A 22,312-nucleotide genomic window follows, 5' to 3' on the forward strand; every position below is an offset into this window, starting at 1 on the left:
TTCCACCCGCATGGCAGAGCATGCCTTCCGCACCTCTCGTCATCCCCGGCCTTGTGCCGGGGATCCACGTCTTTAACCCGCCGTGGATCCTAAGACGGGGATGGCCGGGACAAGCCCGGCCATGACGACGGATTGGTTGGCGTGATGAAAAGACAACGGCGACAGCGTCCTCACGCGGCGACGATGCCGCGCATGGCGATGCTCTCGGCGCCCATGACGCTGACGAACCGTGCGGTCGGCTCGCTCTCGATCATGGGAGCGATCTCGTTCCAGAGCGCGCGCACATGCGCCAGCGAGTCACGAGCGGCCTGCTCGTCGTCGAAAAGGGCAACGACGGTGAACTCGCCGCTGTCGTCCATCAGCCCGATCCATTCCCGGAGGCCGGGCTGGCCGTAGATCCTGGCCTGGTTCGCCTCGCTCCATCGGCGCATGTCTTCGATCTTGTCGGATTTGACGCGGAATGTCGTCAGTCGTGCGTACATGACGGCCTCCTTCGGGAGGAAGAACTGGCATCAGGCCAGCGCTGCACTCGATACGACGGGCGGAGTCTAGTCCGCCCTGGACCGGTTGTGAAATCAAAAGCATCCTGGCGAAACCCAATCCGCCGGCGGCCGCACACGGCTAGAGCACCCGCACCCGCGGCTCCTTCCTGTCGCGCAGCATCAGCTCGGTGAGCGCCCAGACGAGGGCGTCCATGCGGTCCGGCGAGCGGCCCGAGGTGAGGCCGCCCGGACCGAAATCGCAGAGCTCGTCCTCCAGCTCCGGCATCGCGCCCACATGGCGCACGCGGCCCTGCGCGTAGAGCACCGAAACGGGCTCCGCGCGAAGATATTTGCCGCGCGTCGCGCGCACGCTCGCCACCGGCACGGAGGGATCGACCTCGCGGATCACGCCGGTCGCCATCTCGCCGCCCTGGTTCGTCTCGACGATCAGCGCATCGGCCTGGAGACGGCGATAGAGCGCCACCGCCTTCGCGGCCCATTCGGGCGGCTTGAGACCGGACGCGGTCGCGTCCTCCAGCACATAGGCCGTGCCGCCTTCGTCGAGTCCCGCCGCGACGATGCCGCAGGCATCCGCGCGCTTGGACGAGGAGGCGGGCGGATCGACCGCCACGACGATGCGCATGAGCGGCGGCGCGGAATCGACGCGATGGGGCTCGATCATGTCGCGCGTCCACAACGCATCGGGACGATCCTCGATGATGTCGCCGTCGAGTTCCTGCCGTCCGAGCCGCGTGCCCGCATAGCGTCCCACCACGGCGTCCAGGAAGGCCGGCGCGAGATGGGCGGCGTTGTCCGCCGTCCTCGCGCGGGTGACAGCGACGGACGGGTCGGCGAGGAAGCGCTTGAGCAGCGGAATGGGCCGGGGCGTCGTCGTCACCATCTGGCGCGGATGCGCGCCGAGGCGCAGGCCGAATTGCAGCATGTCCCAGGTTTCCTCCGCATGCTTCCACTTGGCGAGCTCGTCCGCCCAGGCGGCCTCGAATTGCGGGCCGCGCAAGGAATCCGGATCCTCCGCGGAGAACACATGCGCCACCGCGCCGTTGGGCCATTCGAGCTTTCGCAGGGACGGCGACCAGGTGGGGCGCTCGTGGCGCGCGTGGACGGCGAGGATGCCTGCGGGGCCCTCGACCATCACGTTGCGGGCATCGGCGAAGGTTTCTCCGACGAGCGCGATGCGCCGCATGGGCGCGTCGGAGAAATCGGGCTCGCCAAGGGCGATGCCGCGCACCCATTCGGAGCCGGTGCGGGTCTTGCCCGCCCCTCGCCCGCCGAGCATGAGCCAGATCGTCCAGGGATCGCGGCGGCGGCTCAGGCCCGGGATGCGTTGCTCGGGACGGCAGCGGATCGGCCAGAAGCGCAGAAGCCGTTCGAGTTCTGCTTCAGAGAAGGAGTCCGTCGCTTCCGCGAGCCTCCTCCTCCGCGATAACCCGCTCAAGACGCCGAGCAAGCTCGTCGCGCAGCTCGTGGAGCGAGCGTCCCTGCTCCTCGCGCGGAGCGTTCTCGTCTTCATCGACCGGGACATCGCCAGGCGCGCCCGTCGGTGTGGAATCGTGCCCGGCATCGGACATCTTGCCTTGTTGCAGAAGCAGCCGCGCGGCCGTCAGCGTCTTGACGTAGGACGCGAGCATGCGGGCTGTCTTGTCGTGATCGTTGAGGGATTCATCGTCGGCTCGCGACAACGCCTCGATGCGCGCGCTGGTGGTCGCGATGAGAGCGTTGGCGGCCTCGCGCAATCCGTTTTCGAAAGCCAGGCGCGCCTCGTTGCGGCGCGCCTCCTCGGCCTCCCATTCGCGCACCGCCTCCGGGCGCGGCGGCCAGCCCCACCGGCGGCGCAGATCGAGAAAGGTGGTGGTGCTGATGCCCAGATCCTTCGCGATGTCCTTGAGATCGATCTCGGGACGGCAATAGGCCTCATAGGCCCGCGCCTGTCCGGCGGCGGAAACGGCGGTGGCAGGACGCATGGAACAACCTGTTCGGCGGATGGACAGTCAAAATCGCTCGGATGCCGAGGCGTTCGTGAAGCCTCTCGTCATGGCCGGGCTTGAGCCGGCCATCCACATCCCGGAGACGATGCGCTCGGAAGACTGAATCGTCGGGACACGCCCGGGGAAGAAGCGCGACATCCGAAACGGCTTTTTTGCGAAAATGCGACCCAACAAAAAACCGCCCGAGCGGCGCTCAGGCGGTGGAGGCGTTTTCGCAATGAAGCCGGGCGGGGTTTCATTCACACTTCGTCAGTGTTCATGTTTTGTACTCTATTAGCGTTGCGCTGTCAAGCTGCTTTTTCGAGACCGCCTCCGGGGCGGCTCCTGAACAGCCATGTCCGGACCTGATCTGACCATCCATATCTTGAGGCGTCACGCCATGAAGACGTGGATCCCCGGGACTGATCCCCGGACGAAGTCCGGGGACGGGGATGACGGGGAGACTATCAAGGCGCGTCCCTCCACCGTCATGGCCGCACTTGTTGCGGCCACCCACGTCTTCAGAAAACACACCCCGCGAAAGACGGAGGTCTCCGCAACAAGGCTGGGGATGACGGCGGAGGTGTCAGACGTCTTCGTCGAGGATCACATCGACCGCGATCATCTCGTGATCGGAGAAAGGCTCGCCTTTGTCGTCCAGGGACGCGAGGACCTGCGGATTCTCCGCTCTCACGCCGCGCACGAAAAACCAATCGAGCTTGCCGAACGGGCGCGGATGCGTCTTCGAGGGACCGTCGCGCTGAGTCGGCGCGGCGAGATTCGCATCGGCCCAGGAGAAACCCGCCTCACGAAAATCCGCGAAGAGCGGCTCGAATCGATCCGGCTCCTCGATCAGAAGGCGGCTGTCTTTCTCGCCGCGCGGCAGGGCCTTCGTGTTGAAATCTCCGCCGATGACGCAGGCCTCGTTCGGCGCAAGCCGTTCCAGAGCGCGCAGCAGGTCGAGGACCTGCGATCGCCGATCGGCGGGATCGGTTTTGCTTTCGAGGTGCAGGCTCACCAGCCAGAGCGGCCGCGAGGCCTGCGCCACGCGCGCGGCGAGCGCGATTCGTCCGCCGATCCGCCGCTGCGCGCCTTGAAATCCCGCAAACCACCGGCCGCTTTCCTCGAGGGGAATCACATGCGGCAGCTCCAGGGCGAGGCTGCTGACGATGGCGTTGCCGTGCAGGGCGCAGGCATTGCGCTCGCCCGCGTGGCGGCGCATCTCCTCCTTGTCGCCGAGATCCAGCTCCACGAACTCGACGCCGAAGGCATAGCCGTCCCCGCCCGCTTCCGCGAGGTGCCGAACGGTGTGAACGTTGCCGGATCGCGCCATGCCCACATCCGCCTCGCTCAGGAAGATCGCGTGGGCGCCGGCCATCTCCCTGAGCCGCGCGACCGCGCCGGGCCGCTTCAGCCGTTCGGCATTCAGGGCCGCGATCCGCAACCGCTTCGGACACGGCTTCGCGTCTCGCGCGGGCTGGAATTCGAGGGCATGGAAGGCTTCGCTCCGCTGCAGAAAGCCGTCATGCGCCAACGGATCGCGGGTGGCCCTGCGCGCCGTCTCCAGAAGGGCCGCGTCCGGGCAGGGAAGATCTCCGACGCTCCGATCGATCAAGGGTCGCACGACACGCTCCGTTGCCATTCGCTCCGCAGCCGCAGATAACGCGCCCGGCGGCATCCGCGAGCGGCATGCCGCGAAAAAATTCGGGAGAGGATTAGGAACTTCTTTGTCTCTTTGGGATTATTAGGTCGCACGAGAATATGTCGGGAGAAGGCCCATGCTCGCCTGGGCTACAATCGTTGCGCTCGTCACGGGCGCGCTTTCCTCTATCGCGGATCCGGTCGCCATCGCGCTCAACATCGCGGAGCTGATCGGCGTCGTCGCCCTGTTCGCGCTCGTCTGCGCCGCTGAAGCCTTCAGCGGGCCCAAGAGCTGATATCCGATATCCTCATCGACAGGCGGACCGGCTTCCTGCACATGCGGCCATGACCGTGGGTGCGTGGGCTCCGGCACCCTTCGCCGTCATCCCCGGATCGAGTCCAGGGACGGCCATGACGAGAGAGTCCGGAACGGGGGATGAGTGTCGGCGCCGGTGGAAGGCGGCGGGGCGGCACGGCGCGCCGGAAGAAGCATCCATCCACCTCGAAGGCGAAGGCGCCTTTCCGGGCTCATTGTCCTAAGATTTTGTTCCGACTGACGTTTTCACAACCCATAGCGGCATGAGGATTGCACGTTACGGCAAATGTGATTATATATCATGTCATGAACGCGACTCGCTCTACCCTCTCTGCCGCTTCTGACTTCCAAAAGCTTTCGAACGATCTGATCGTGCCGAATGCCTTTGAGCGGCTTCGGGGCGTGGCCGGCGCGCTTCAGCCGGTGGCCGCCCAGCCCGCGGGGGCGAAGGTCGACGGGCGGCTGGCCGTGATTCTCGAAGGCATCGGCGATGCCTTCTATTCCCTGGACGGGGATTGGCGCTTCACCTACATCAACCGCGCAGCGCAGGAGCATTTCGGCCTCCCGGCGGACGACATGCTCGGGCGCGTGATCTGGGACGTCTTTCCCGATTCCGCCGGGACGGAGCTGCGCAAGCGCTATGAAGACGTCTTCAGCACGGGCGTCTCGGCGTCGTTCAAGTCGAGGTCCGTCAGCGCCCCCGACCGCTATCTGGAATTCCGGATATTTCCCTACGACGGCGGCATCGCCGTCAGCTTCCGCGACCGGACCGAGCGCCGCAATGCCGAGGAATATCTGAGGGAGAGCCAGGCGCAGCTGAGCGCGCTCGCGGATCATCTGCCGCTCGGCATGGTCTATCAGCTGAAGGACGCGGACAATTTCTTCGACCGCCGCTTCCTCTATGTCTCGGCGAGCTGCGAACGGCTCAACGGCGTTCCGGCCGAACGCGCGATCGAGGATCCGACGGCGCTCTACGAGCTGGTCCTGCCCGAATTCCGCGAGCTGATGTTTCAGACTCAGATCGAATCCCACCTGACGGGCAAGCCCTTCGACATGGAGGTCGTCATCCGCCACGGCGTGACGGGCGAGCTGCGGTGGCAGCGGATCGTGGCGACGCGCCGGATGCTGCCCGATGGCGGGGCGGTATGGGACGGGCTCCAGATCGACATCACCGATCACAAGCAGGCCGAAGAGCATCTGCGCCTTCTCATCAACGAGCTCAATCACCGGGTGAAGAACACGCTGGCGACCGTCCAGTCCCTGGCGACCCAGAGCTTCAGCCGACTCGCGGCTCACGGGGACGACGAGGTGCGGGCTGCCCGCAGCGCCTTCGAGGCGCGCCTGTTCGCCCTCGCGCGCGGCCACGACGTGCTCACGCGGGAGAACTGGGAAGGCGCCCACCTCTCGGACATCGTGACCGAGGCCTGCGCGCCCTATGGCGCGGACGCCATGGAAGGCGGACGCATCGAGATCGAGGGGCCGGACCTGCGCATTTCCCCGCCGATGGCGCTCAGCCTGTCCATGACCCTGCACGAGCTTTTCACCAACGCGCTCAAATACGGCGCCCTGAGCAACGCGTCCGGGCGGATCCGCATCGGCTGGTCGAATCCTGAGACCGCGAGCGGTTCGCGGCTGACGATGCGCTGGGAGGAACACGGCGGTCCTCCGGTCAGTTCTCCGTCGCGCAGGGGCTTCGGCTCCCGGCTGATCCAGGGCGGTCTCGCGCGGGAGCTGAACGGCTCGGCGCATATCGCCTACGAGCCGGCCGGGGTGGTCTGCACCATCGACGTGCCTGTTCCCTGAGCACGTCCGGAGAGGTTTTCAAACGTTGTCTCAGCCATTGGTCGAAAATGCACGATACCTTCTTGCAGAGAGAACGAAATTAGGTGTCAATTGAGCGCAAGTGACTGAAGTCACGACTGAACAAGTGGCTGAAGTCACGATCCAGAGAGGAAAATAAAACGATGAAACGTCGTCAATTCTTGCAGGCCGCCACGGTCGGCGCCGCCTCGACGGCGGTGGCGGCTCCCGCCATCGCGCAGTCCATGCCCGAGCTGAAATGGCGCCTGCAATCCGGCTTTCCGAAGTCCCTCGACACGATCTACGGCGCATCCGAAGTGATCGCGAAATACGTGTCCGAGGCGACGGACGGCAAGTTCCAGATCCAGCCCTTCGCGGCCGGTGAGATCGTCGGGACGCCCCAGGTGGCCGATGCGGTCGGCAACGGCACCATCGAGATGGGCCACACCTGCTCCTATTATTATTTCGGCAAGGACCCGACCTTCGCCATCGGCACCGCCCTGCCCTTCGGGCTCAATGCCCGCCAGCAGAACGCTTGGCTCTACCACGGCGGCGGCAACGATCTGCTCAACGAGTTCTACGCCAAGCACAACATGTACGGCATGCCTGCGGGCAACACCGGTGTGCAGATGGGCGGCTGGTTCCGCAAGGAGATCAAGACCGTCGAGGACCTCAAGGGCCTCAAGATGCGCATCGCGGGCCTTGCCGGTCAGGTCATGGCCAAACTCGGCGTCGTGCCGCAGCAGATCCCGGGCGGCGACATCTACCCGTCGCTGGAACGCGGCACCATCGACGCCGCCGAGTGGGTCGGCCCCTATGACGACGAAAAGCTCGGCTTCGCCAAAGTCGCGCCGTTCTACTACTATCCGGGCTTCTGGGAAGGCGGCCCCTCCATCCATCTCTTCATCAACCAGGCGAAGTGGAAGGAGCTCCCGAAGGCTTATCAGGCAATCCTGACCGCCGCTGCGGGCTATGCCAACAACGACATGCTGGCGAAGTACGACGCCCGCAACCCGGCGGCGCTTCGCCGCCTGCTCGGTGCCGGCACACAGCTGCGTCCCTTCTCGCAGGAGATCATGGAAGCCGCCTACAAGGCTGCCAACGAGGTGTACGACGAGGTGTCCGGCAAGAACCCGGATTTCAAGAAAATCTACGAAAGCCTCCGCGGATTCCGCAACGAGGAGTATCTCTGGTTCCAAGTGGCCGAGTACGCCTACGACACCTTCATGATCCGCGCCCGCGCCCGCGGGTAAAGCATCGGACGCGAGAAGCGGATGGGTCCTTCAGGGTCCATCCGCGGCTCCCTTCCGCAGGACATTCCCGTTTCCCGCCATGGCCGCACCTGTTGCGGCCATTCGCGTTTTGAGACGCACAGCGTTTCCGAGTGCGTGGAGCCCCGACACGGGGCGAAGCATGACGAGGCGGGGATGGCGGCTCAGCGCGACCACTTGTTCTCGTTCACCTCCGGCGCGCCGCGGAAGCGCCGCTCCATGCGGATCGTGAGGCGGCGCACGATGGCGTGGCTGCGGTCGAGCAGGACCTCCAACCGCTGAAACGCCTTCAGATCTCTCGGGCTCGGCCGGTAATCCGTGTCGCGCCAGTAGCGGTACACGAGGGCAACAGCCTCCTGCACCAGCTTTTCCGCCTGCGCGAGCGGCGGCTTCGGTTTGCGGCGGAAGAACATGGCGGCATAACTCCCTGGTGAAGCAGCCACCAGCGGGAGCGCTGGTGGCCGGGAGTAGTAAGACCGCACAGAGACGGCCGCATTGGCCTTTGGGCTTTCGCCTTGGACATGCGCCAACACCTCCCGGCCATAGGGGCAAGGAGGCATCGTTTGCGGTCGATGCCGACCGCTCTGTGAGGGGCTTACTAGACCCCAGAGCCGGATGCGTCCGGTTCCACGGACAGGCTTAGCACGTCATGGTAGTGCAGGGTCAATGGTGGGATGCACAGCGGCCACCGCTAGCCTCTCCCGTCATGGCCGGCCTTGAGCCGGCCATCCACGTCTTGGAAACGCAGCGCCATAAAGACGTGGATCCCCGGCACAAGGCCGGGGATGACGTGGAGGGTGTCAGGGCCCGAGCCCTCTCCAGCTTCATGCCGAGGCTGCGCGGCGCAGCCCGGGATCCACAACCGCCGGCGACGGAGAATGAAGCGCAGCGGATGCCCCTCCCGCTCCGACGTTTCGCTCAGCAGACAGACCAACCCTTGCGAAAGGGCGGCCATTCGGTCGCCCTTTTTCTGACTCGGGCGTTGCCCACACTGAGCCCCTCCCGGCTGTCCTCCGTCCCGTGCGGGTGCGGTGACGGCTGATCGCATCGACAAGGGATAACGAGCCCCATGCGCTGGACAGTACGGATCTGCTTTCTCCTTTTCCTGGCCTGGGCGATCTTCATGGTCTCGCCCTTCGTGGCCCTTTACGATCTCGGCAAGGCCGTCGAGGCCAAGGACCTGACCCGGATCGAGGAGCGCGTGAACTTCACCGCCCTGCGGGCCTCCCTCTCCCGCCAGATCCTCGGCGAATACCTGAAGGACAAGGATCTCGACGGAACCGAGCTCGACGTTGCGACCCAGGCGGGATCCGCCGTTCTCAATCCGGTCGTGGAACAGCTGGTGACGCCCCAGGCCCTCGTCGACCTGTTCGAGGACGGATGGCCCGAGCGGGCCGTGGGCCGGAGCGCAAGCGGCACGGGCACCGCGACGGCCCGCCTCCAGCTCGGCTTCGACTCGCTGGAGATCGCGTGGAAGACCTTCTTCTTCTCGGAATCACAGGGTTTTCGGAGCGTGACGATTCCCGTCCCGGTCGAACAGCCGAAGGACAAGCAGTTCAGGATCACCATGCGCCTGAAGAACGCGACTTGGCGCCTGAGCGGCATCGAGCTGCCGGCTCCGCTGCGGGAGGAGCTGATCAAGCGCGCGGCGGTCGCCTCCCGCTGATCCGGCATCCGGCCCCAAGGACCGCCGGACCGGAGCCGCCGTCGCGCTCCGACCATGGAATCGGCCAGGGAGCTTGCGACCGGCAGGCCGCCGCCGTATATCAGGCCCTCGACGCGCGGCTCCCCCGCATGCGTCATATCGAACAGGATACAGGCATCGATGGATCTCAACCCGACAGCACTGCCACTCTGCTTTGCCACGGGGACGATCCATATCCATGCCTGCTTCGATCACGCTCTCTCATCTTTCATGGTCCACGCCTGACGGCCGCGCTCTCCTTTCCGATCTCGGGCTGAGTTTCGGCGCGGAACGGGCGGGTCTCGTCGGCCGCAACGGCGTCGGCAAAACCACGCTCCTCAAGCTGATCTCGGGCGAGCTTCGCCCGCATTCCGGCACGGTCGCCGTCGACGGCAGCCTGGGGATCCTGCGCCAAGCCGTTCAGTTAGACCCCGGCGAAACCGTCGCCGACCTGTTCGGCATCGGCGCAGCGCTGGCGCTCCTCCGCCACGCCTCAACCGGCAACGCCACCGCCGAAGAGCTCGCGGACGCCGATTGGACCCTGGAGGCGCGGGTTGCCTCCGCTCTCGCCCAGGTCGGGCTGGACGTGCCCCCCGACACCCGTCTGGCGACCCTGTCGGGCGGACAGGGGACACGGGCCCGGCTGGCCGCGCTCATCTTCGCGGAGCCCGACTTCCTGCTGCTCGACGAACCGACGAACAACCTCGACCGGGAGGGACGCGCGGCCGTGATCGATCTTCTCGCCGATTGGCGGGGCGGAGCCATCATCGTCAGCCACGACCGCGAGCTGCTGGAGGCCATGGACGCCATCGTCGAGCTGACCTTGCTGGGGGCGACGCGGTACGGCGGCGGGTGGAGCCGCTATCGCGAGCGCAAGGCCCTCGAACTCACCGCCGCCCGGCGCGATCTGGCGGATGCGGAGAAGCGCGTCTCGGAGATCGATCGCAAGGCGCAAGCTGTGATCGAGAGGAAGGCGCGCAAGGACCGCGCGGGCCAGAGGAAACGTGCCAAAGGCGACATGCCACGGATTCTCGCGGGGATGCGCAAGGACCGCAGCGAGGACACGAGCGGCGAGAACGCCCGTCTGGCGGACAGGCGTCGCGCGCAGGCCCTCGAGGCCGCCGCCTCTGCACGTGAGCGCATCGAAGTCCTTCAGCCGCTCTCGGTCACTCTCCCGCCGACGAACCTGCCGGCCGGCAAGCCGGTCCTGGCGATCGATTCGGTGAGCGCCGGCTACGAGCCCGACCGGCCCGTCATCGAGGGTCTCTCCCTTGCCGTCACCGGACCCGAGCGCATCGCCGTCGTCGGTCCGAACGGCTCCGGCAAGACGACGTTTCTGGCGCTCGTCACCGGGCAGCTGCGGCCCTGGACCGGGACCGTGCGGGTGATGACCGCTGCCGCCATGTTCGATCAACAGGTGAGCCTTCTCGACCCGTCCGCGTCGATCCGCGACAATTTCCGGCTCCTCAATCCGACGGCGGACGAGAATGCCTGCCGCGCGGCTCTCGCCCGGTTCATGTTCCGGGCCGATGCGGCGCTGCAGATCGTCTCCACCTTAAGCGGCGGGCAATTGCTGCGGGCGGGCCTGGCCTGCGTTCTGGGCGGGCCGACACCGCCCTCCCTGCTCATCCTCGACGAGCCGACCAACCATTTGGACATCGACTCCATCGAGGCCGTCGAGGCGGGATTGCGGGCCTATGACGGCGCGCTGCTGATCGTCAGCCACGACGAAACGTTCCTCGATGCCATCGGCGTTTCGCGCAGGCTGGATCTCACCCGCTGATCCCTCCCAGACCATGAAAAACCCGCCGGAGATCGTGGCGGGTTTTTTCATGTCCTGACGCATGGCATCGCGCCATCCTTTTGTTTCATCTCACGAAAGAATGAATATCCAGCTAGTGATGAGCAATCATCCAGCCAACCGCGGCCAGAGGAAAAACGGTTCCAAGCAGAAAGCAGATTACGTTCGAGGTCATTACCTATTCCTCCTTCCGTAAAATTAACCTTCTGCCTCTTTTTACGTTCCTCGATGCAATGAAAACTTCTTCCGAGAGACGTTTAAAGCCAAGCTGGAAGAAATCCGGCCCGCAACGGCGATGCCCCTTTTGGAAGGAACCCAGCTTTGCCGTTTCCATTGTCCCCCTGACGAGGCCGGGGACGGGTGATGGACGAAGACGGTTATTCCTTTCGCAAGATCATGGGCGACGCCGAGTTCGTGCGGAAAACCCTCATCGTTCTGGGGCTGACCCTGCTCGCCCTCCTGCTCTGGAAACTCGCGAACGTCGCCCTGCTGGCCTTCGGGGCCGTCCTGGTCGCGATCATCCTGCATGCCTTCGCCGAGCTGCTGGCGCGCTATCTTCGCGTGCCGGAACGCTGGAGCCTTGCCGTCGCCTCCCTGCTCATCTTCGGCCTCTTCCTGACCCTGGCCATCCTGTTCGGCACGCAGATGCGCTCCCAGGTCGCCAACGTGGCCGAGCGGCTTCCTGCCGCCATCGACAGCGTCAGCGAGACTTTCGGCTTCGGCCCTGTGACGGATGATCTGGGCGACATGCTGAGCGACGTGCCGACCGGCGGCATCGCCTCGCGGCTGGCCGGGATCGGCGGCACGATTCTCGGGGGCCTGACGGATGCCGTGCTGGTGATCGTCGCGGGCGTGTATATCGCGGCCTCCCCGAACACCTACCTTCAGGGCCTGATCAAGCTCTTCCCCATCCGCCACCACCAGCGCGTGGAAAGCTCGCTGCGCGCTTCCGGCGAGGCCTTGAGGCTCTGGCTGGTCTCACAGCTCATCGCCATGACCTGCGTGGGCGTTCTGTCCGCCCTGGCCTATTGGTGGATAGGCCTGCCCTCTCCCTATGCGCTGGGCCTGATCGCGGGACTGACGGACTTCATTCCGTTCCTGGGGCCGTTCCTGGGAGCGGCTCCCGCGGTCCTGATCGCCTTCACGATCAGCGGCGAGGCAGCCCTCTGGACGATCCTGGCCGCGCTCGTCATCCAGCAGATCGAGGGCAACGTCATCCAGCCGCTGGTGACGAAGAACGTCATCGCGACGCCTCCGGCGCTCGCCCTCTTCGCCATCCTGATCGGCAGCGTCCTCTTCGGCACGCTCGGGCTGATCTTCGGCTTCCCCCTGGCCGTGGTCGTGTTCGTGCTCGTGAAGAAGCTCTATGTCCGCGAGACCCTGGGCGAGGCCACGACCGTTCCGGGCGAGGACAAGGCGCACAAGGCCGAGGCCGGCCGTTAGCGATCCGCCTCCTCCATCGGCCAGTCCGTGAGCCGTTCGAGCAGCTCCGCCAGGCTGAAATCCTCCTCCGGACCCGCGACCCGGTCCCGCACGGACACGCCCGCGGCATGGACGGTTTCGGGGTCTCCCGAAACGAGGGGGTGCCACCAGGGCAGGTCCCGTCCCTCCGACACGAGGCGATAGGCGCAGGTCCTCGGCAGCCAGGACAGGCCCCGCACGGTCTCGGGGGTCAGGCGCACGCAATCGGGCACCTTGGCCTGACGGTTCGGGTAGTCCCGGCAGCGGCAGGTCCCGTCGTCGAGGAGCGTGCAGGCCACGTCCGTGTAGAGAACCTCGCCCGTGTCCTCGTCCTCCAGCTTGACGAGGCAGCAGCGCCCGCAGCCGTCGCACAGGCTCTCCCATTCGTCGAGGCTGAGCGCTTCGAGGGTCTTCACGCGCCAGAACGGCTGCTCCCCGGGCTCGGAGCGAAGGGTGGATGCGGTGTGGGACATGGGGGCTCTGTGGTCTCTCTTTGCGGCGGTTTGAAGGACGGGTGCGGCAACGCACCTCTACAAACCTTTTCCGCAGGCTGGGTAGATCTATTTTGAACCGGAGAAGCTGTTCGTGAGTTGTTGAAAAGACATCCCATAACAGGCAAATATTGCCGTAAGGGAAACTAACGACCATAAGCAAGGTATCAGGCTTTCCTGACCCTCCCCGAAGGACCACCGTGCGCCCGCATCCCTCCCCCTCCCTCCCGACACGGATCAAGCGTGCCGCGCTCTGGCTGGACGCGTGGCTGAACTCGTTTCTGTTTCAGAGCGGACGAGGGCTGGCCTCGGCCTATGAATCCTATTCGGAAAAGATGAAGTGCCTGCGCTTCCGCGGGCCCATGCGCGTGGTTCTCGACCTGACGAGCGAAGCGACGACCCTGGGCACCGTCGGCGGCATCGTCATGCTGGCCCTGGCGCTTCCGGCTTTCCGGGAGACCGAGGACGACTGGCTGAAAACCCAGGATCTCGCCGTCACCTTCGTCGACCGCTATGGGCAGGAGGTCGGAAGGCGCGGCCTGCACCTCGACGATTCCTACAAGCTCGAGGACTTCCCGGACTACATGATCAAGGCCGCGCTCTCGACGGAAGACCGGCGCTTCTACGATCACTGGGGCATCGATCCCATCGGCACCTTCCGCGCTCTCCTGGTCAATGCCCAGGGCGGCGGCGTGGTCCAGGGCGGCTCCTCCATCACCCAGCAATTGGCCAAGAACCTGTTCCTGACGAACGAGCGCTCCCTCGAACGCAAGATCAAGGAAGCCTTCCTGGCCGTCTGGCTCGAATTCCACCTGTCCAAGGACGAGATCCTCAAGCTCTACCTGGACCGCGCCTATATGGGCGGCGGTGCCCATGGCGTCGTGGCCGCCGCCGACTATTATTTCGGGAAGCCCGCCAAGGACCTGACCCTGGCCGAATCCGCCATGCTGGCGGGCCTGTTCAAGGCCCCGACCAAATATGCGCCCCACGTGAACCTGCCGGCGGCCCGCGCCCGGGCGAACGAGGTTCTGCGCAACATGGTCGAGGCAGGCTTCCTCACCGAAGGCCAGATCCAGACCGCCCGCCGGAACCCGGCCACGCCGGTGAGCCGCGAGCGTGAAACGACTCCCGACTTCTACCTCGACTGGGCCTTCGAGCAGGTGAAGGCCCTCGCCGCCGAGAAGAAGTTCGGCCATGAGCGCGTGCTCGTCGTCAAGACGCCTCTCGACACGTCCCTGCAGCGGCACGCGGAAGAGATCCTCGAAAGCGAACTGCGCCAGAACGGGCGCCAGTACCGCGCGGGCCAGGGCGCCCTCGTGGTCATGGACGTGGACGGCGCCGTCCGCGCCATCGTCGGCGGCCGCGACTACGGCCAGAGCCAGTTCAACCGCGCGACGAACGGCCTGCGTCAGCCGGGCTCCTCCTTCAAGCCCTTCGTCTATGCCGCCGCCCTGACCACCAATCCGAAGCTGAAGCCCAGCTCGACGGTCGTCGACGCCCCCATCTGCCTCGGCAACTGGTGCCCGCAGAATTACGGCCGCTCCTATTCCGGCTCGATGCCCCTGGTCTCGGCCCTGGCGCGCTCGATCAACTCCATCCCGGTGCGGATGTCGGTGGAAATCGGCAAGGGCAACGCGAAGGCCGGCCGTTCGATCATCATCGACACCGCCAAGCGCATGGGCCTGACCCATCCGCTGGCGAACGAGGCTCCCCTTCCCATCGGGGCCGCCGAGGTGACCCCGATCGACATGGCGGCGTCCTATGCGGTGTTCGCGAACGGCGGCTACCGGGCTAATCCTTACGCCGCCTGGGAGGTGCGCAATTCGTCCGGAGAGGTGATCTACCGGCACGACCGCGACACGCCGCCCAAGCAGGTGCTGGAAACCCGCGTCGTCAACGACATGAATTTCATGCTCAACAAGGTGGTCACGGAAGGCACCGGCAGGCGCGCGGGGCTCGACGGCATCCCCACCGCGGGCAAGACCGGCACGACCAACGCCTACAAGGATGCCTGGTTCGTGGGCTTCACCGGAAATCTCGTCGCCGCTGTCTGGTACGGCAACGACGATTCCAAGCCCATGAACAACATGACCGGCGGCACCCTTCCGGCCCATACCTGGCACGAGGTGATGGACTTCGCCCACCAGAACCTCGAGATCCGGCCGATTCCCGGCGTCGATCCCGCCCCCTTCGCCCGCGTCGCCAGCTCTGGCCGCCCGGCGGCGGATCAGGCGCAGGGGCCGACATCCGCCTTCCTCGCGGGCACCCTCTCCCGGAAATCCTATGAGGTTCTGGGCGGGATCGGCGCCCTGTTCCAATCCGCCGAGCGCTCCATATCCACGGCGAAGGAGAGCAGCGTTCCGCGTGTGACGGGCTCTGTCGAAGCGTCCCGACAAGTGGCGATGCCGTAACGATGACCACCGAGGCCATATTGACGAACGCCCCCAGGGCGGGTTCGATGCGCGCCCATGACGCCGCCGCACCCAAGCCCGTGACCTTTCGATTCGTCCCGACCGCCCTTCTGGTCGTCTACGCGCTTCTTCTCGCGCTCGCGCTGGGCCTGGGCTCGACCTATTGGATCCTCCAGGGCGACCCGCCGTTCGGCCGATTGCGCATCGGCCCGTGGACCGCGTGGCCCACGCTCGGCTCGACCTCGGCCGATCCCTATATGCGCGCCATCCTGGCCGAGCGCGGCGATGTTCCCCTGGCGACAGGCGAAGGACTCGGCTTCACCGCGAAGGCCGACAGCCAAGGCCGGGATCTCGATTCCGCCTGCACGTACCGCGTCGGCTCCGTCGCCCCGGCGGCCCGCCTCTGGACGCTCTCGCTCTACGACCAGGACGGCCATCTCGTTCGAACCGATCTGGGCCGGAGCAGCTTCACCTCCGCGGAACTCCTGCGTGACGCCGAGGACCAGTTCGCGATCAAGCTCTCCCGCAGCCTCCAGGACGGTAACTGGCTCCAGCTTCCGCCCTCGGGCCGGTTCAGTATCGTGATCAGGCTCTACGACACGCCCGGCGCTGCTGGCACGGGCCTGAGCGAGAGCGTCTTCCCGTCCATCCAGCGCGTGGAGTGCGGCGCATGAGAGGTTGGGGCCGCTTTCTGATCGCCACCCTCTGCGGCCTCGTGCTGGCCGCGGGCGTGCATATCGCATCCATCCTGGCCACCCCCTACCTGGCCGAGAACGACGCCTTCGCGAAGGTTCAATCGACGCTCACGGCCACCAAGGCGCAGATCATCAGCACTCCGGGCGGCGCGGACACCTGGATGCCCCTGCCCGATCCGGCGGTGGCGGTCGCGGCCTGCGCCTTCGATCTGCGCAACGGCCCCATTCGGGTGGCGGCCCAGACCGGCCCGAACCTCTTGTCCTTCTCGTTCCACCGGGAATCGGGCGGCGTGTTCTTCGCCGTCACGGACCGCGCCGCCGTGCGCGGAGAACTCGAGATCGTCGCCATGACCGCGCGTCAACTCGACGAAGCGCGAGCCGCGGAGGACGAGAACGAGCCGTCACGCGATGTGCGGATCGTGTCCCCCGAGCAGCAGGGCTTCGTCATCGTGCGGGTGGCGGCTCCCACCCCCAGCCAGCGGGCGCAGGCCGAAGAAGCCGCGAAGGCCGTGTCCTGCGCCACCGAGTCCATCGATTAAACTGACGATTAAACTGAGCAAACCATGCCCTGGCGCCCCATGACCGCGCAGGATCTCGCCGAGGTGCGGATCCTGGCGGATACGATCCATGTCGACCATCCCGAGGACATGCAGGTCTTCGAGGAACGCCTGCGTCTCTATCCGCAAGGCTGCCTCGCCCTCGAGGAGGATGGCCGCCTCCTCGGCTACGCGCTCACCCATCCCTGGCACTTCGGAACTCCGCCCGCGCTGAACTCGCTCCTGGGACGCATTCCCGGCGACGCGACGACCTATTACGTCCACGACGTGGCGCTGCTGCCCGCGGCCCGCGGCAAAGGCCATGCCGGACAAGTGGGCGAGCGGCTGGCCCGCCACGCGCGAGACGCGGGCTTCGACACGCTGTCACTGGTCGCCGTCAACAACTCGCAGGCCTTCTGGGAGCGGTTGGACTTTCACGTCAGGAATGTTCCCGGTCTCGAGGCGAAACTCCTCACATACGGACCGGACGCGGTGCTGATGGTGCGCGATGTGGCACAGGCCCTCAGCTGACGCACAACGCGTCTCGACTGAACGATAAACTCAAGAAAAACTAGGAGCGCCGGCGACCCGGACGGTTGCTGGCGTAAGGGCGGGACGGGCCGGGGCTCGGCTCGGGCCTCTCGTAGCGCACGCCCGTGAAGAGGAGAATTTCGCCGCGCGGCTCGTCCGCATTCAAATGCGGACGCTGCGGCCTGTCGGCGGCATCGGGAAAAGCGATCACCACTCCCGGCGATCTCGTCCACGCATCCTGCATTGTGTCCTCCTCTAACGTTCCAAAATCTGCCTCTGCAACTCGCTCACGAAAAAAGCCTTATGGTTAACAGACCGTTTCCTGCACGCGGGGGATGTCGGAAAAACACCGGGTCTTACAAGAAAACAACAGATACGGCAGCGCTCAGTTCCGGAGGACACGAACCTGTGTGCCGGAGCGCATACCGAACCCGACTTCGGCGTCCGCCATAAACATCCGCTTAACCGACGTTCTCTAGGGTGCCTGCCGGGCTGCGCTGGAGAAGGTGTTGAGTATGGCGTCCTCTGCGAACCCGGGTCTCTGGCCCCACCTGTCCGACTTGAGCGGCACGGATGCCTGCGCCGCTCTTCTGAAGGTCAATGCGGAAATGTTCGCCGCCGCTCCCGCGCGCGACCGCGAGAGCATCGAAACCTTCGAGGCTCTGGCCCTGGGCTTCCTGCCGAAGGCGGATCGCGCGACCCTTCTCGACATCGCGGGAATCCTCGCGCGCTGCCAGGACACGCCGCATTCCGTTCTCGACTATCTGCACCGGCACCTGCCGGAAACGCGCGCGACCGCGCCGTCCTTCGAATCGTCTTCCGATCCCGGCCTCGACAAGCGGCTTTTCGCGACCGCAGAGGGCCGCGCGCACTTTGCCGCGCGGGACGATCTCGATGCCGCGAGCATCGAGCGCCTGCTGGTGCTTCGAGAGGAAGCCTGCGAGGACATCCTCGCCGCCAATCCGGCCTTCGCATCCTCGACACCGGCGTTCCACGCACTGGTCCGGCGCGCCGTCGAGCGCCCCACCCTCGCCCGCATTCTCCTCCAGCGCACCGATCTCTCCGTGGCGCAGGAATCATGCCTCTACCTGGCGGCAGATCGTGAACGGCAGCGGCTGATCCGGCAGCGGATCGCGGCCTCCTGCACGCAAGCCTCCGCCGCATTCCTCCGCCTTGCGGAGCACGACGTGGCGGCGCTCCGCAAGGCTGCGAACGACGGCGATCATGCGGGATTCGAGCGATTGCTGACGCAAGCCTTCGGCTTTGCGAGCCCTGTCGAATGGCGCCTGCTTCAGATCGGCCGTCATCCGCTTCTCGCCCTCGCGCTGAAGGCCTTGGGAGTGCCGGAACAGGACGCGATCCGCATCGTCCTGACCCTGCATCCCGCCCTCTCCTATCCGCTCTCCGCGATCCGTGAGCTGGTGCGCGGCATGCGGGATGCTTCCGGCCCGGTCGCCCTCACCCTCGTCGAGACGATCCTGGGTGCGAAGGCGCTCTACGGCGAGAGCCGGCCGCTTTAGGGCATCGTGCGAACGCGGAGGATTGGGTCCCGACTGGCGATGCGGCTCGTCCTCTCGTCATGGCCGGGCTTGACCCGGCCATCCACGTCTTGAAAACACAGTGGGTCAAGGACGTGGATCCCCGGCACAGGGCCGGGGATGACGACGGAGATTGTCCTTTTCCGGCGTGTCGTGCAGCTCTAGGTTTCAGACGCGAGATCGAGGAAGTGGCGGCCCTGGCGGTCGTCCACCTCCACCAGCCAGAGATCGGAATCGAAGCGCTGCTCCCGCGCCATCCGCTCCTCCACATCGAGAGGCGTCACGCCCTGAAGGATCGGCACGAAGAGACGCTCGCCGCTGTCATCGACGAAAAGCTGCGGCGCAGGCCCATAAAGACTTGCCGTCCCGTCCAGATGATCGACCTTCACGAAGATGGCCCCGGCCTCCGCGGCGCCGCGCCTGCGCAAAGCTGCATCAACGCCCTCGACGCCGCAGCGGCGCAAATAGGCGGACACGAAGAAATCGGAGCGAAGACGAGCCATTACTGAACGGCAATGCCCGACGCCGTGGAGAGTTCACGCATCGTGCGCGGGCTGAAGGCGCCGGTGACCGGGAGGCGCCGGTCCTGCTCGAAGCGCTCGATGGCCTGGCGGGTTCCCGGCCCCATCATCCCGTCGACCTTCACGCCGTATCCCAGCCGCGCGAGGGCCCGCTGGCCGGCGAGCACGACATCGCCCCCATCGGACCGTCCCACATTGGCGGGCGGCGTCGGCACCGGCCCGCCGAGGCGGATCATTTCCGCGATGGGATCGCGCACCGTCGGCGCGCGGCTCGGCGGCGGCGGGGGAGCCGCTGCCTGGATCGCGGCCTGCTGCGGACGCTGCGGCGCGGGACTCGGCACGCCGTTGTTGCGGATCAGGTCCGAGATCCCGCTGCGCGACGCGGCGCGCGGTGCAGGGGCTGCGGGCGCAGCCTCGCTATGGACCGCAGGTTCGGCCTGCTCGTGCAGGGCCATCGCCTGCGCCTCGTGGGCTTCGGCCCCGGGCCGCATCGGCGGCAAGGGCTGGGTCGATTGCTGCGTCGGCTCGGGCGCGGCGGCGGGGACCGCTGCGGCCACGGACGGCTCGCGATGCGAGAACAACGGCGCGGGATGGCGGGTGCTCTGCAAAACCAAGGCATTCCAGGCGATGGCGCCGGCGCAGCCCGCCAGGAGCACGAACGCGGCCACGCGGCCGGGATGCTTCAGAGCCTGAGCCGCCAGCCGCTCGCCCATGCCGATCTTGCGCGGGGCCTTTCTGGACGTCCGCTTCGTCTGCGGACGCGGCGAAGCCTTCCGCCGCACGACGGCGGGCAGGTCGAAATCGTCATCGGTCTCGGCAGCGAAAGCATCACGCACAACAATCATCCCATCGTTGAAGGAGCAGCACGACGATCAGGCACCAGCGTCGCGTGACAGCCCCGGCCGAAGCCGAGGATCACGTGCGGAAGTCCCTGGAGCCGCTCCTCCCTCTTCTTGGCGAAAGCGTGGCAGAGGCCCGTTAAACGAACGCTTAAGCGAACGCCCTCTCGGCCCCGAAACCACGACGCTCCCCGGCAGAATGAAGCCGGAGGAGACCGCAGACAAGGCGAAGGCCAATGTTTTTTCCTTACAAATCAAAGATCTTAACGGCCAGGGCCGGACAGGCCCCGTGTTTAACCTTCCGTTCACTCTGTTCCGAAGTTCCACCTTCGCCGCCTACGCGGGACCGGCGCCACACGTTATGATGCATCATCTTTGATCTTTCGATTGGTACCGGCAGCCGCCTCATGTTTTCGATTCTGCGTTTTGTCCTCATCGTCGGCGCAATTTTCTACTACTCGCCCGTCCGTCAGCGCGGCGAAGGCCCCGATCCGCTTCAGAACGTCTTCGCGCCGAAGGCCAGGGAGCAGGCGGCGCCCGTGGCTGCCAAACCTGCGGCGAATGCAGCGGCGGGCCATCTCGAAACCGTGTGGCAGGCTTTGCCCGAGAACGCCAAGCAGGCCGTCGTCGACAAGATCCTCACCGCCTCCGGCGTCACGCCCCCGGCCACGAAGCCGTCGGATACCCTGAAGCCGGAGGACCGCGCCCCCTCGACGGACAGGCCGCGCGGCTGATTGCGGGCGTCCGGTCGCCAAACGCCTCCGCAGCGATTATATGACCGGCAGACAAAGCAGGATTGCCATGCTGCCGACCATTGACGAGATCGTCTCCAACTTCGAGCTGCTCGACGACTGGGAAGAGCGCTATCGCTATGTGATCGAGCTGGGGCGGATGATGGATCCGCTTCCCGCGGAGGCCCATACCGACGCCAACAAGGTGAAGGGGTGCGCGAGCCAGGTCTGGCTCGAAACACGCCTCGACCGCTCCCAGGGCGAACCCGCGCTTCATCTCCTCGGGGACAGCGACGCCCATATCGTGCGCGGCCTCGTCGCCCTGATGATCGCGCTTTACAACGGCAAGACGCCGGAGGAGGCTCTCTCCACCGACGCCCTCGCCCTGTTCAAGGATCTCGGCCTCGCGGAACACCTGACGCCACAGCGGTCGAACGGCGTCAGGTCCATGGTCGAGCGCATCCGCCGCGACGCCCAAACGGCGCAGGCGGCTCTTTAAGAGAGCCCGCCGTCGATCACGACCGCCTGCCAGGCTCTGATTCCGCGCGAGGCCGCCGGGCCCCGCGCCGCCGCCTCGATGCCGTAATGCTCGGCGAGCCGCGCCAGGGCGAGGCGCACGACGATCTTCGCGGAGCGTTGCGGCCATCCCCGCTCCCGCTCGATCAGCTCCAGGCCCTTCAGGAAGCCGCAAAGGTCCATCAGCAGGTCGCTGAAATCCGAACCGATGGCATCGAAGGCGTGCCGGATGCGCTGGCGGGCGGCGATTATGCGGTCGGTGGCCTCCGACGGCGAGGCAGGACCGCCACCCGTCGGCATCGCGTCCCAGCGGGCCGTGACGCCCGGCAGCAGGCCCGCCAGCATGATGTCCGTGCGCAGCCTTTCCCCGGCCTGATAGGCCGCCTCGTCGATCAGCGGCGCTCCGTTCCGGTCCTTGCGGCGGCGCAGCCAGTCGAGCGGGCTCTCCTCGGCATCCATTCGGACGCGGCTCGGCCCCGTCTCGGTCTCGATCGTGGCCTCCACGATGTCGCGGTGCTGGCTCAGGAAGGCGGTCTCAGGCTCGTTCCCGGCGACGCGGCGAAGGTAGGAGCGCCCGACCTCGCTCAAGGATAGGGTCTTCGGGCCGGACCCGACGCGCTGCCAGACCGCCAGATCCTGCCGGACGAGCACCTCGGCATCGGCCCGCCCGAAGCGCCCGGCCCCGACCGAGATGCCCGCGCGCTTCCTGTGGACGATGACGCTGCTCTCGTCGGTCGGATCCACCATGGCGCGTGTTTCCGCAACGTCGAGTACAGCCAGAAGTCGTCGTGCCTCCCGCGAGAGGGAATCGGCTCTCGCTCCATGGGGAGCGGATGCGCCCCGTCCCCTCATGCGCCTTGTTTCCTTTATCTTTTTTACCCGCCGGGACTTGAGAGATCCGGCCGGGGCAATGCCTTGATGAAAACTCTCGTTCTCAATTTTGTTCATGTTTTGTTCCTATAAATAAAGAAAGAAAGGACTCGCCCCCTCCACTTCTGATAGTGGGCGCATATTCCTAATTGTCAACGAGATTCAAAACTGTTGATAAGACTGAGGATAAGT

Annotated in this window: 24 protein-coding genes; 14 read left to right on the plus strand and 10 right to left on the minus strand. The window is 66.0% G+C overall.

Going from position 1 to position 22,312, the window contains the following annotated elements; genetic code table 11:
- Positions 1-170: 170 nt before the first annotated feature.
- From ACS5Q0_RS05645 to ACS5Q0_RS05655, 3 genes are all read right to left on the minus strand, one after another.
- Positions 171-482, minus strand: a complete 312-nt coding sequence (locus ACS5Q0_RS05645; protein WP_473125630.1) for a putative quinol monooxygenase — start codon at positions 480-482, stop codon at positions 171-173.
- 139 nt (positions 483-621) lie between these two features.
- Positions 622-1,938, minus strand: coding sequence for a DNA-packaging protein (locus ACS5Q0_RS05650; protein ID WP_473125631.1), 1,317 nt, complete (start codon positions 1,936-1,938; stop codon positions 622-624).
- Positions 1,883-2,464, minus strand: a complete 582-nt coding sequence (locus tag ACS5Q0_RS05655) for a hypothetical protein (RefSeq protein WP_473125632.1) — start codon at positions 2,462-2,464, stop codon at positions 1,883-1,885. The genes ACS5Q0_RS05650 and ACS5Q0_RS05655 overlap by 56 nt, the downstream gene beginning before the upstream one ends.
- On the opposite strand from ACS5Q0_RS05655, the gene ACS5Q0_RS05660 reads away from it, so the two are divergent.
- Complete coding sequence (locus tag ACS5Q0_RS05660) at positions 2,463-2,591, plus strand: hypothetical protein (RefSeq protein WP_473125633.1); 129 nt, start codon at positions 2,463-2,465, stop codon at positions 2,589-2,591. The genes ACS5Q0_RS05655 and ACS5Q0_RS05660 overlap by 2 nt on opposite strands.
- 462 nt (positions 2,592-3,053) lie before the next feature.
- On the opposite strand, the gene ACS5Q0_RS05665 is transcribed toward ACS5Q0_RS05660, so the two are convergent.
- A complete protein-coding gene (locus ACS5Q0_RS05665) occupies positions 3,054-4,091 on the minus strand; it encodes an endonuclease/exonuclease/phosphatase family protein (protein ID WP_473125634.1) in 1,038 nt (345 codons plus the stop codon).
- 154 nt (positions 4,092-4,245) lie between these two features.
- Between ACS5Q0_RS05665 and ACS5Q0_RS05670 the strand changes: the two genes are divergently transcribed.
- From ACS5Q0_RS05670 to ACS5Q0_RS05680, 3 genes are all read left to right on the plus strand, one after another.
- Positions 4,246-4,404: a hypothetical protein gene (locus ACS5Q0_RS05670; RefSeq protein WP_473125635.1), complete on the plus strand. Its 159-nt coding sequence runs from the start codon at positions 4,246-4,248 to the stop codon at positions 4,402-4,404.
- A gap of 392 nt (positions 4,405-4,796) precedes the next feature.
- Positions 4,797-6,227, plus strand: coding sequence for a sensor histidine kinase (locus ACS5Q0_RS05675; RefSeq protein ID WP_473125636.1), 1,431 nt, complete (start codon positions 4,797-4,799; stop codon positions 6,225-6,227).
- A 161-nt stretch (positions 6,228-6,388) separates the two neighbouring features.
- Positions 6,389-7,477, plus strand: coding sequence for a TRAP transporter substrate-binding protein (locus ACS5Q0_RS05680; protein WP_473125637.1), 1,089 nt, complete (start codon positions 6,389-6,391; stop codon positions 7,475-7,477).
- A gap of 182 nt (positions 7,478-7,659) precedes the next feature.
- Here ACS5Q0_RS05680 and ACS5Q0_RS05685 read toward each other — a convergent pair whose 3' ends face one another.
- Entirely contained in the window at positions 7,660-7,908 is a 249-nt protein-coding gene (locus ACS5Q0_RS05685; RefSeq protein ID WP_473125638.1) for a hypothetical protein, read from the minus strand.
- Between the two features lie 656 nt (positions 7,909-8,564).
- Here ACS5Q0_RS05685 and ACS5Q0_RS05690 point away from each other — a divergent pair.
- The 3 genes from ACS5Q0_RS05690 (at position 8,565) to ACS5Q0_RS05700 (ending at position 12,423) form a co-directional block, all read left to right on the plus strand.
- A complete protein-coding gene (locus ACS5Q0_RS05690; protein ID WP_473125639.1) occupies positions 8,565-9,161 on the plus strand; it encodes a DUF2939 domain-containing protein in 597 nt (198 codons plus the stop codon).
- Positions 9,162-9,378: 217 nt separating this feature from the next.
- Entirely contained in the window at positions 9,379-10,962 is a 1,584-nt protein-coding gene (locus ACS5Q0_RS05695; protein ID WP_473125640.1) for an ABC-F family ATP-binding cassette domain-containing protein, read from the plus strand.
- Between the two features lie 381 nt (positions 10,963-11,343).
- Complete coding sequence (locus tag ACS5Q0_RS05700; RefSeq protein WP_473125641.1) at positions 11,344-12,423, plus strand: AI-2E family transporter; 1,080 nt, start codon at positions 11,344-11,346, stop codon at positions 12,421-12,423.
- On the opposite strand, the gene ACS5Q0_RS05705 is transcribed toward ACS5Q0_RS05700, so the two are convergent.
- Positions 12,420-12,914 carry a YcgN family cysteine cluster protein gene (locus tag ACS5Q0_RS05705; RefSeq protein ID WP_473125642.1) on the minus strand — a complete coding sequence of 165 codons (495 nt, stop codon included), beginning with the start codon at positions 12,912-12,914 and terminating at the stop codon, positions 12,420-12,422. The two genes, ACS5Q0_RS05700 and ACS5Q0_RS05705, sit on opposite strands and share 4 nt — an antisense overlap.
- 218 nt (positions 12,915-13,132) lie before the next feature.
- Between ACS5Q0_RS05705 and ACS5Q0_RS05710 the strand changes: the two genes are divergently transcribed.
- The 4 genes from ACS5Q0_RS05710 to ACS5Q0_RS05725 are packed head-to-tail and all read left to right on the plus strand — an operon-like array spanning position 13,133 to position 17,105.
- Positions 13,133-15,343 carry a transglycosylase domain-containing protein gene (locus ACS5Q0_RS05710; protein ID WP_473125643.1) on the plus strand — a complete coding sequence of 737 codons (2,211 nt, stop codon included), beginning with the start codon at positions 13,133-13,135 and terminating at the stop codon, positions 15,341-15,343.
- A 2-nt stretch (positions 15,344-15,345) separates the two neighbouring features.
- Entirely contained in the window at positions 15,346-16,017 is a 672-nt protein-coding gene (locus ACS5Q0_RS05715; RefSeq protein WP_473125644.1) for a DUF1214 domain-containing protein, read from the plus strand.
- A complete protein-coding gene (locus ACS5Q0_RS05720; RefSeq protein ID WP_473125645.1) occupies positions 16,014-16,577 on the plus strand; it encodes a DUF1254 domain-containing protein in 564 nt (187 codons plus the stop codon). Before ACS5Q0_RS05715 ends, ACS5Q0_RS05720 begins: the two co-directional genes overlap by 4 nt.
- A 24-nt stretch (positions 16,578-16,601) precedes the next feature.
- A complete protein-coding gene (locus ACS5Q0_RS05725) occupies positions 16,602-17,105 on the plus strand; it encodes a GNAT family N-acetyltransferase (RefSeq protein WP_473125646.1) in 504 nt (167 codons plus the stop codon).
- Positions 17,106-17,145: 40 nt separating this feature from the next.
- Here ACS5Q0_RS05725 and ACS5Q0_RS05730 read toward each other — a convergent pair whose 3' ends face one another.
- Positions 17,146-17,349: a hypothetical protein gene (locus ACS5Q0_RS05730; protein WP_473125647.1), complete on the minus strand. Its 204-nt coding sequence runs from the start codon at positions 17,347-17,349 to the stop codon at positions 17,146-17,148.
- A gap of 271 nt (positions 17,350-17,620) precedes the next feature.
- Here ACS5Q0_RS05730 and ACS5Q0_RS05735 point away from each other — a divergent pair, with 271 nt between their 5' ends.
- The gene (locus tag ACS5Q0_RS05735) at positions 17,621-18,625 is read left to right on the plus strand and encodes a hypothetical protein (protein ID WP_473125648.1); all 1,005 of its coding nucleotides are present in this window, start codon (positions 17,621-17,623) and stop codon (positions 18,623-18,625) included.
- A gap of 179 nt (positions 18,626-18,804) precedes the next feature.
- On the opposite strand, the gene ACS5Q0_RS05740 is transcribed toward ACS5Q0_RS05735, so the two are convergent.
- Both ACS5Q0_RS05740 and ACS5Q0_RS05745 read right to left on the minus strand, forming a co-directional pair.
- On the minus strand, positions 18,805-19,146 hold the full coding sequence (locus ACS5Q0_RS05740) for a DUF1491 family protein (RefSeq protein ID WP_473125649.1): 342 nt from the start codon (positions 19,144-19,146) through the stop codon (positions 18,805-18,807).
- Positions 19,146-20,000: a peptidoglycan-binding domain-containing protein gene (locus ACS5Q0_RS05745; protein ID WP_473125650.1), complete on the minus strand. Its 855-nt coding sequence runs from the start codon at positions 19,998-20,000 to the stop codon at positions 19,146-19,148. The genes ACS5Q0_RS05740 and ACS5Q0_RS05745 overlap by 1 nt, the downstream gene beginning before the upstream one ends.
- Positions 20,001-20,410: 410 nt before the next feature.
- Here ACS5Q0_RS05745 and ACS5Q0_RS05750 point away from each other — a divergent pair, with 410 nt between their 5' ends.
- Together ACS5Q0_RS05750 and ACS5Q0_RS05755 are read left to right on the plus strand one after the other, a co-directional pair.
- Positions 20,411-20,737, plus strand: coding sequence for a hypothetical protein (locus ACS5Q0_RS05750; protein ID WP_473125651.1), 327 nt, complete (start codon positions 20,411-20,413; stop codon positions 20,735-20,737).
- 67 nt (positions 20,738-20,804) lie between these two features.
- A complete protein-coding gene (locus tag ACS5Q0_RS05755) occupies positions 20,805-21,233 on the plus strand; it encodes a SufE family protein (RefSeq protein WP_473125652.1) in 429 nt (142 codons plus the stop codon).
- Here the strand turns inward: ACS5Q0_RS05755 and ACS5Q0_RS05760 are convergent.
- Complete coding sequence (locus tag ACS5Q0_RS05760) at positions 21,230-22,102, minus strand: DUF6456 domain-containing protein (protein ID WP_473125653.1); 873 nt, start codon at positions 22,100-22,102, stop codon at positions 21,230-21,232. The two genes, ACS5Q0_RS05755 and ACS5Q0_RS05760, sit on opposite strands and share 4 nt — an antisense overlap.
- Positions 22,103-22,312: the final 210 nt, after the last annotated feature.

The sequence above is a fragment of the Microvirga sp. HS2 genome (genome assembly GCF_055792805.1).

Excerpts from the sequence above, each read along its gene's own strand:
- ACS5Q0_RS05645 (WP_473125630.1), bottom strand. The coding sequence starts at position 482 with ATGTACGCACGACTGACGACATTCCGCGTCAAATCCGACAAGATCGAA.
- ACS5Q0_RS05660 (WP_473125633.1), top strand. The coding sequence starts at position 2,463 with ATGGAACAACCTGTTCGGCGGATGGACAGTCAAAATCGCTCGGATGCC.
- ACS5Q0_RS05655 (WP_473125632.1), bottom strand. The coding sequence starts at position 2,464 with ATGCGTCCTGCCACCGCCGTTTCCGCCGCCGGACAGGCGCGGGCCTAT.
- ACS5Q0_RS05670 (WP_473125635.1), top strand. The coding sequence starts at position 4,246 with ATGCTCGCCTGGGCTACAATCGTTGCGCTCGTCACGGGCGCGCTTTCC.
- ACS5Q0_RS05680 (WP_473125637.1), top strand. The coding sequence starts at position 6,389 with ATGAAACGTCGTCAATTCTTGCAGGCCGCCACGGTCGGCGCCGCCTCG.
- ACS5Q0_RS05685 (WP_473125638.1), bottom strand. The coding sequence starts at position 7,908 with ATGTTCTTCCGCCGCAAACCGAAGCCGCCGCTCGCGCAGGCGGAAAAG.
- ACS5Q0_RS05690 (WP_473125639.1), top strand. The coding sequence starts at position 8,565 with ATGCGCTGGACAGTACGGATCTGCTTTCTCCTTTTCCTGGCCTGGGCG.
- ACS5Q0_RS05695 (WP_473125640.1), top strand. The coding sequence starts at position 9,379 with ATGCCTGCTTCGATCACGCTCTCTCATCTTTCATGGTCCACGCCTGAC.
- ACS5Q0_RS05700 (WP_473125641.1), top strand. The coding sequence starts at position 11,344 with ATGGACGAAGACGGTTATTCCTTTCGCAAGATCATGGGCGACGCCGAG.
- ACS5Q0_RS05705 (WP_473125642.1), bottom strand. The coding sequence starts at position 12,914 with ATGTCCCACACCGCATCCACCCTTCGCTCCGAGCCCGGGGAGCAGCCG.
- ACS5Q0_RS05715 (WP_473125644.1), top strand. The coding sequence starts at position 15,346 with ATGACCACCGAGGCCATATTGACGAACGCCCCCAGGGCGGGTTCGATG.
- ACS5Q0_RS05720 (WP_473125645.1), top strand. The coding sequence starts at position 16,014 with ATGAGAGGTTGGGGCCGCTTTCTGATCGCCACCCTCTGCGGCCTCGTG.
- ACS5Q0_RS05725 (WP_473125646.1), top strand. The coding sequence starts at position 16,602 with ATGCCCTGGCGCCCCATGACCGCGCAGGATCTCGCCGAGGTGCGGATC.
- ACS5Q0_RS05730 (WP_473125647.1), bottom strand. The coding sequence starts at position 17,349 with ATGCAGGATGCGTGGACGAGATCGCCGGGAGTGGTGATCGCTTTTCCC.
- ACS5Q0_RS05735 (WP_473125648.1), top strand. The coding sequence starts at position 17,621 with ATGGCGTCCTCTGCGAACCCGGGTCTCTGGCCCCACCTGTCCGACTTG.
- ACS5Q0_RS05740 (WP_473125649.1), bottom strand. The coding sequence starts at position 19,146 with ATGGCTCGTCTTCGCTCCGATTTCTTCGTGTCCGCCTATTTGCGCCGC.
- ACS5Q0_RS05750 (WP_473125651.1), top strand. The coding sequence starts at position 20,411 with ATGTTTTCGATTCTGCGTTTTGTCCTCATCGTCGGCGCAATTTTCTAC.
- ACS5Q0_RS05755 (WP_473125652.1), top strand. The coding sequence starts at position 20,805 with ATGCTGCCGACCATTGACGAGATCGTCTCCAACTTCGAGCTGCTCGAC.
- ACS5Q0_RS05760 (WP_473125653.1), bottom strand. The coding sequence starts at position 22,102 with ATGAGGGGACGGGGCGCATCCGCTCCCCATGGAGCGAGAGCCGATTCC.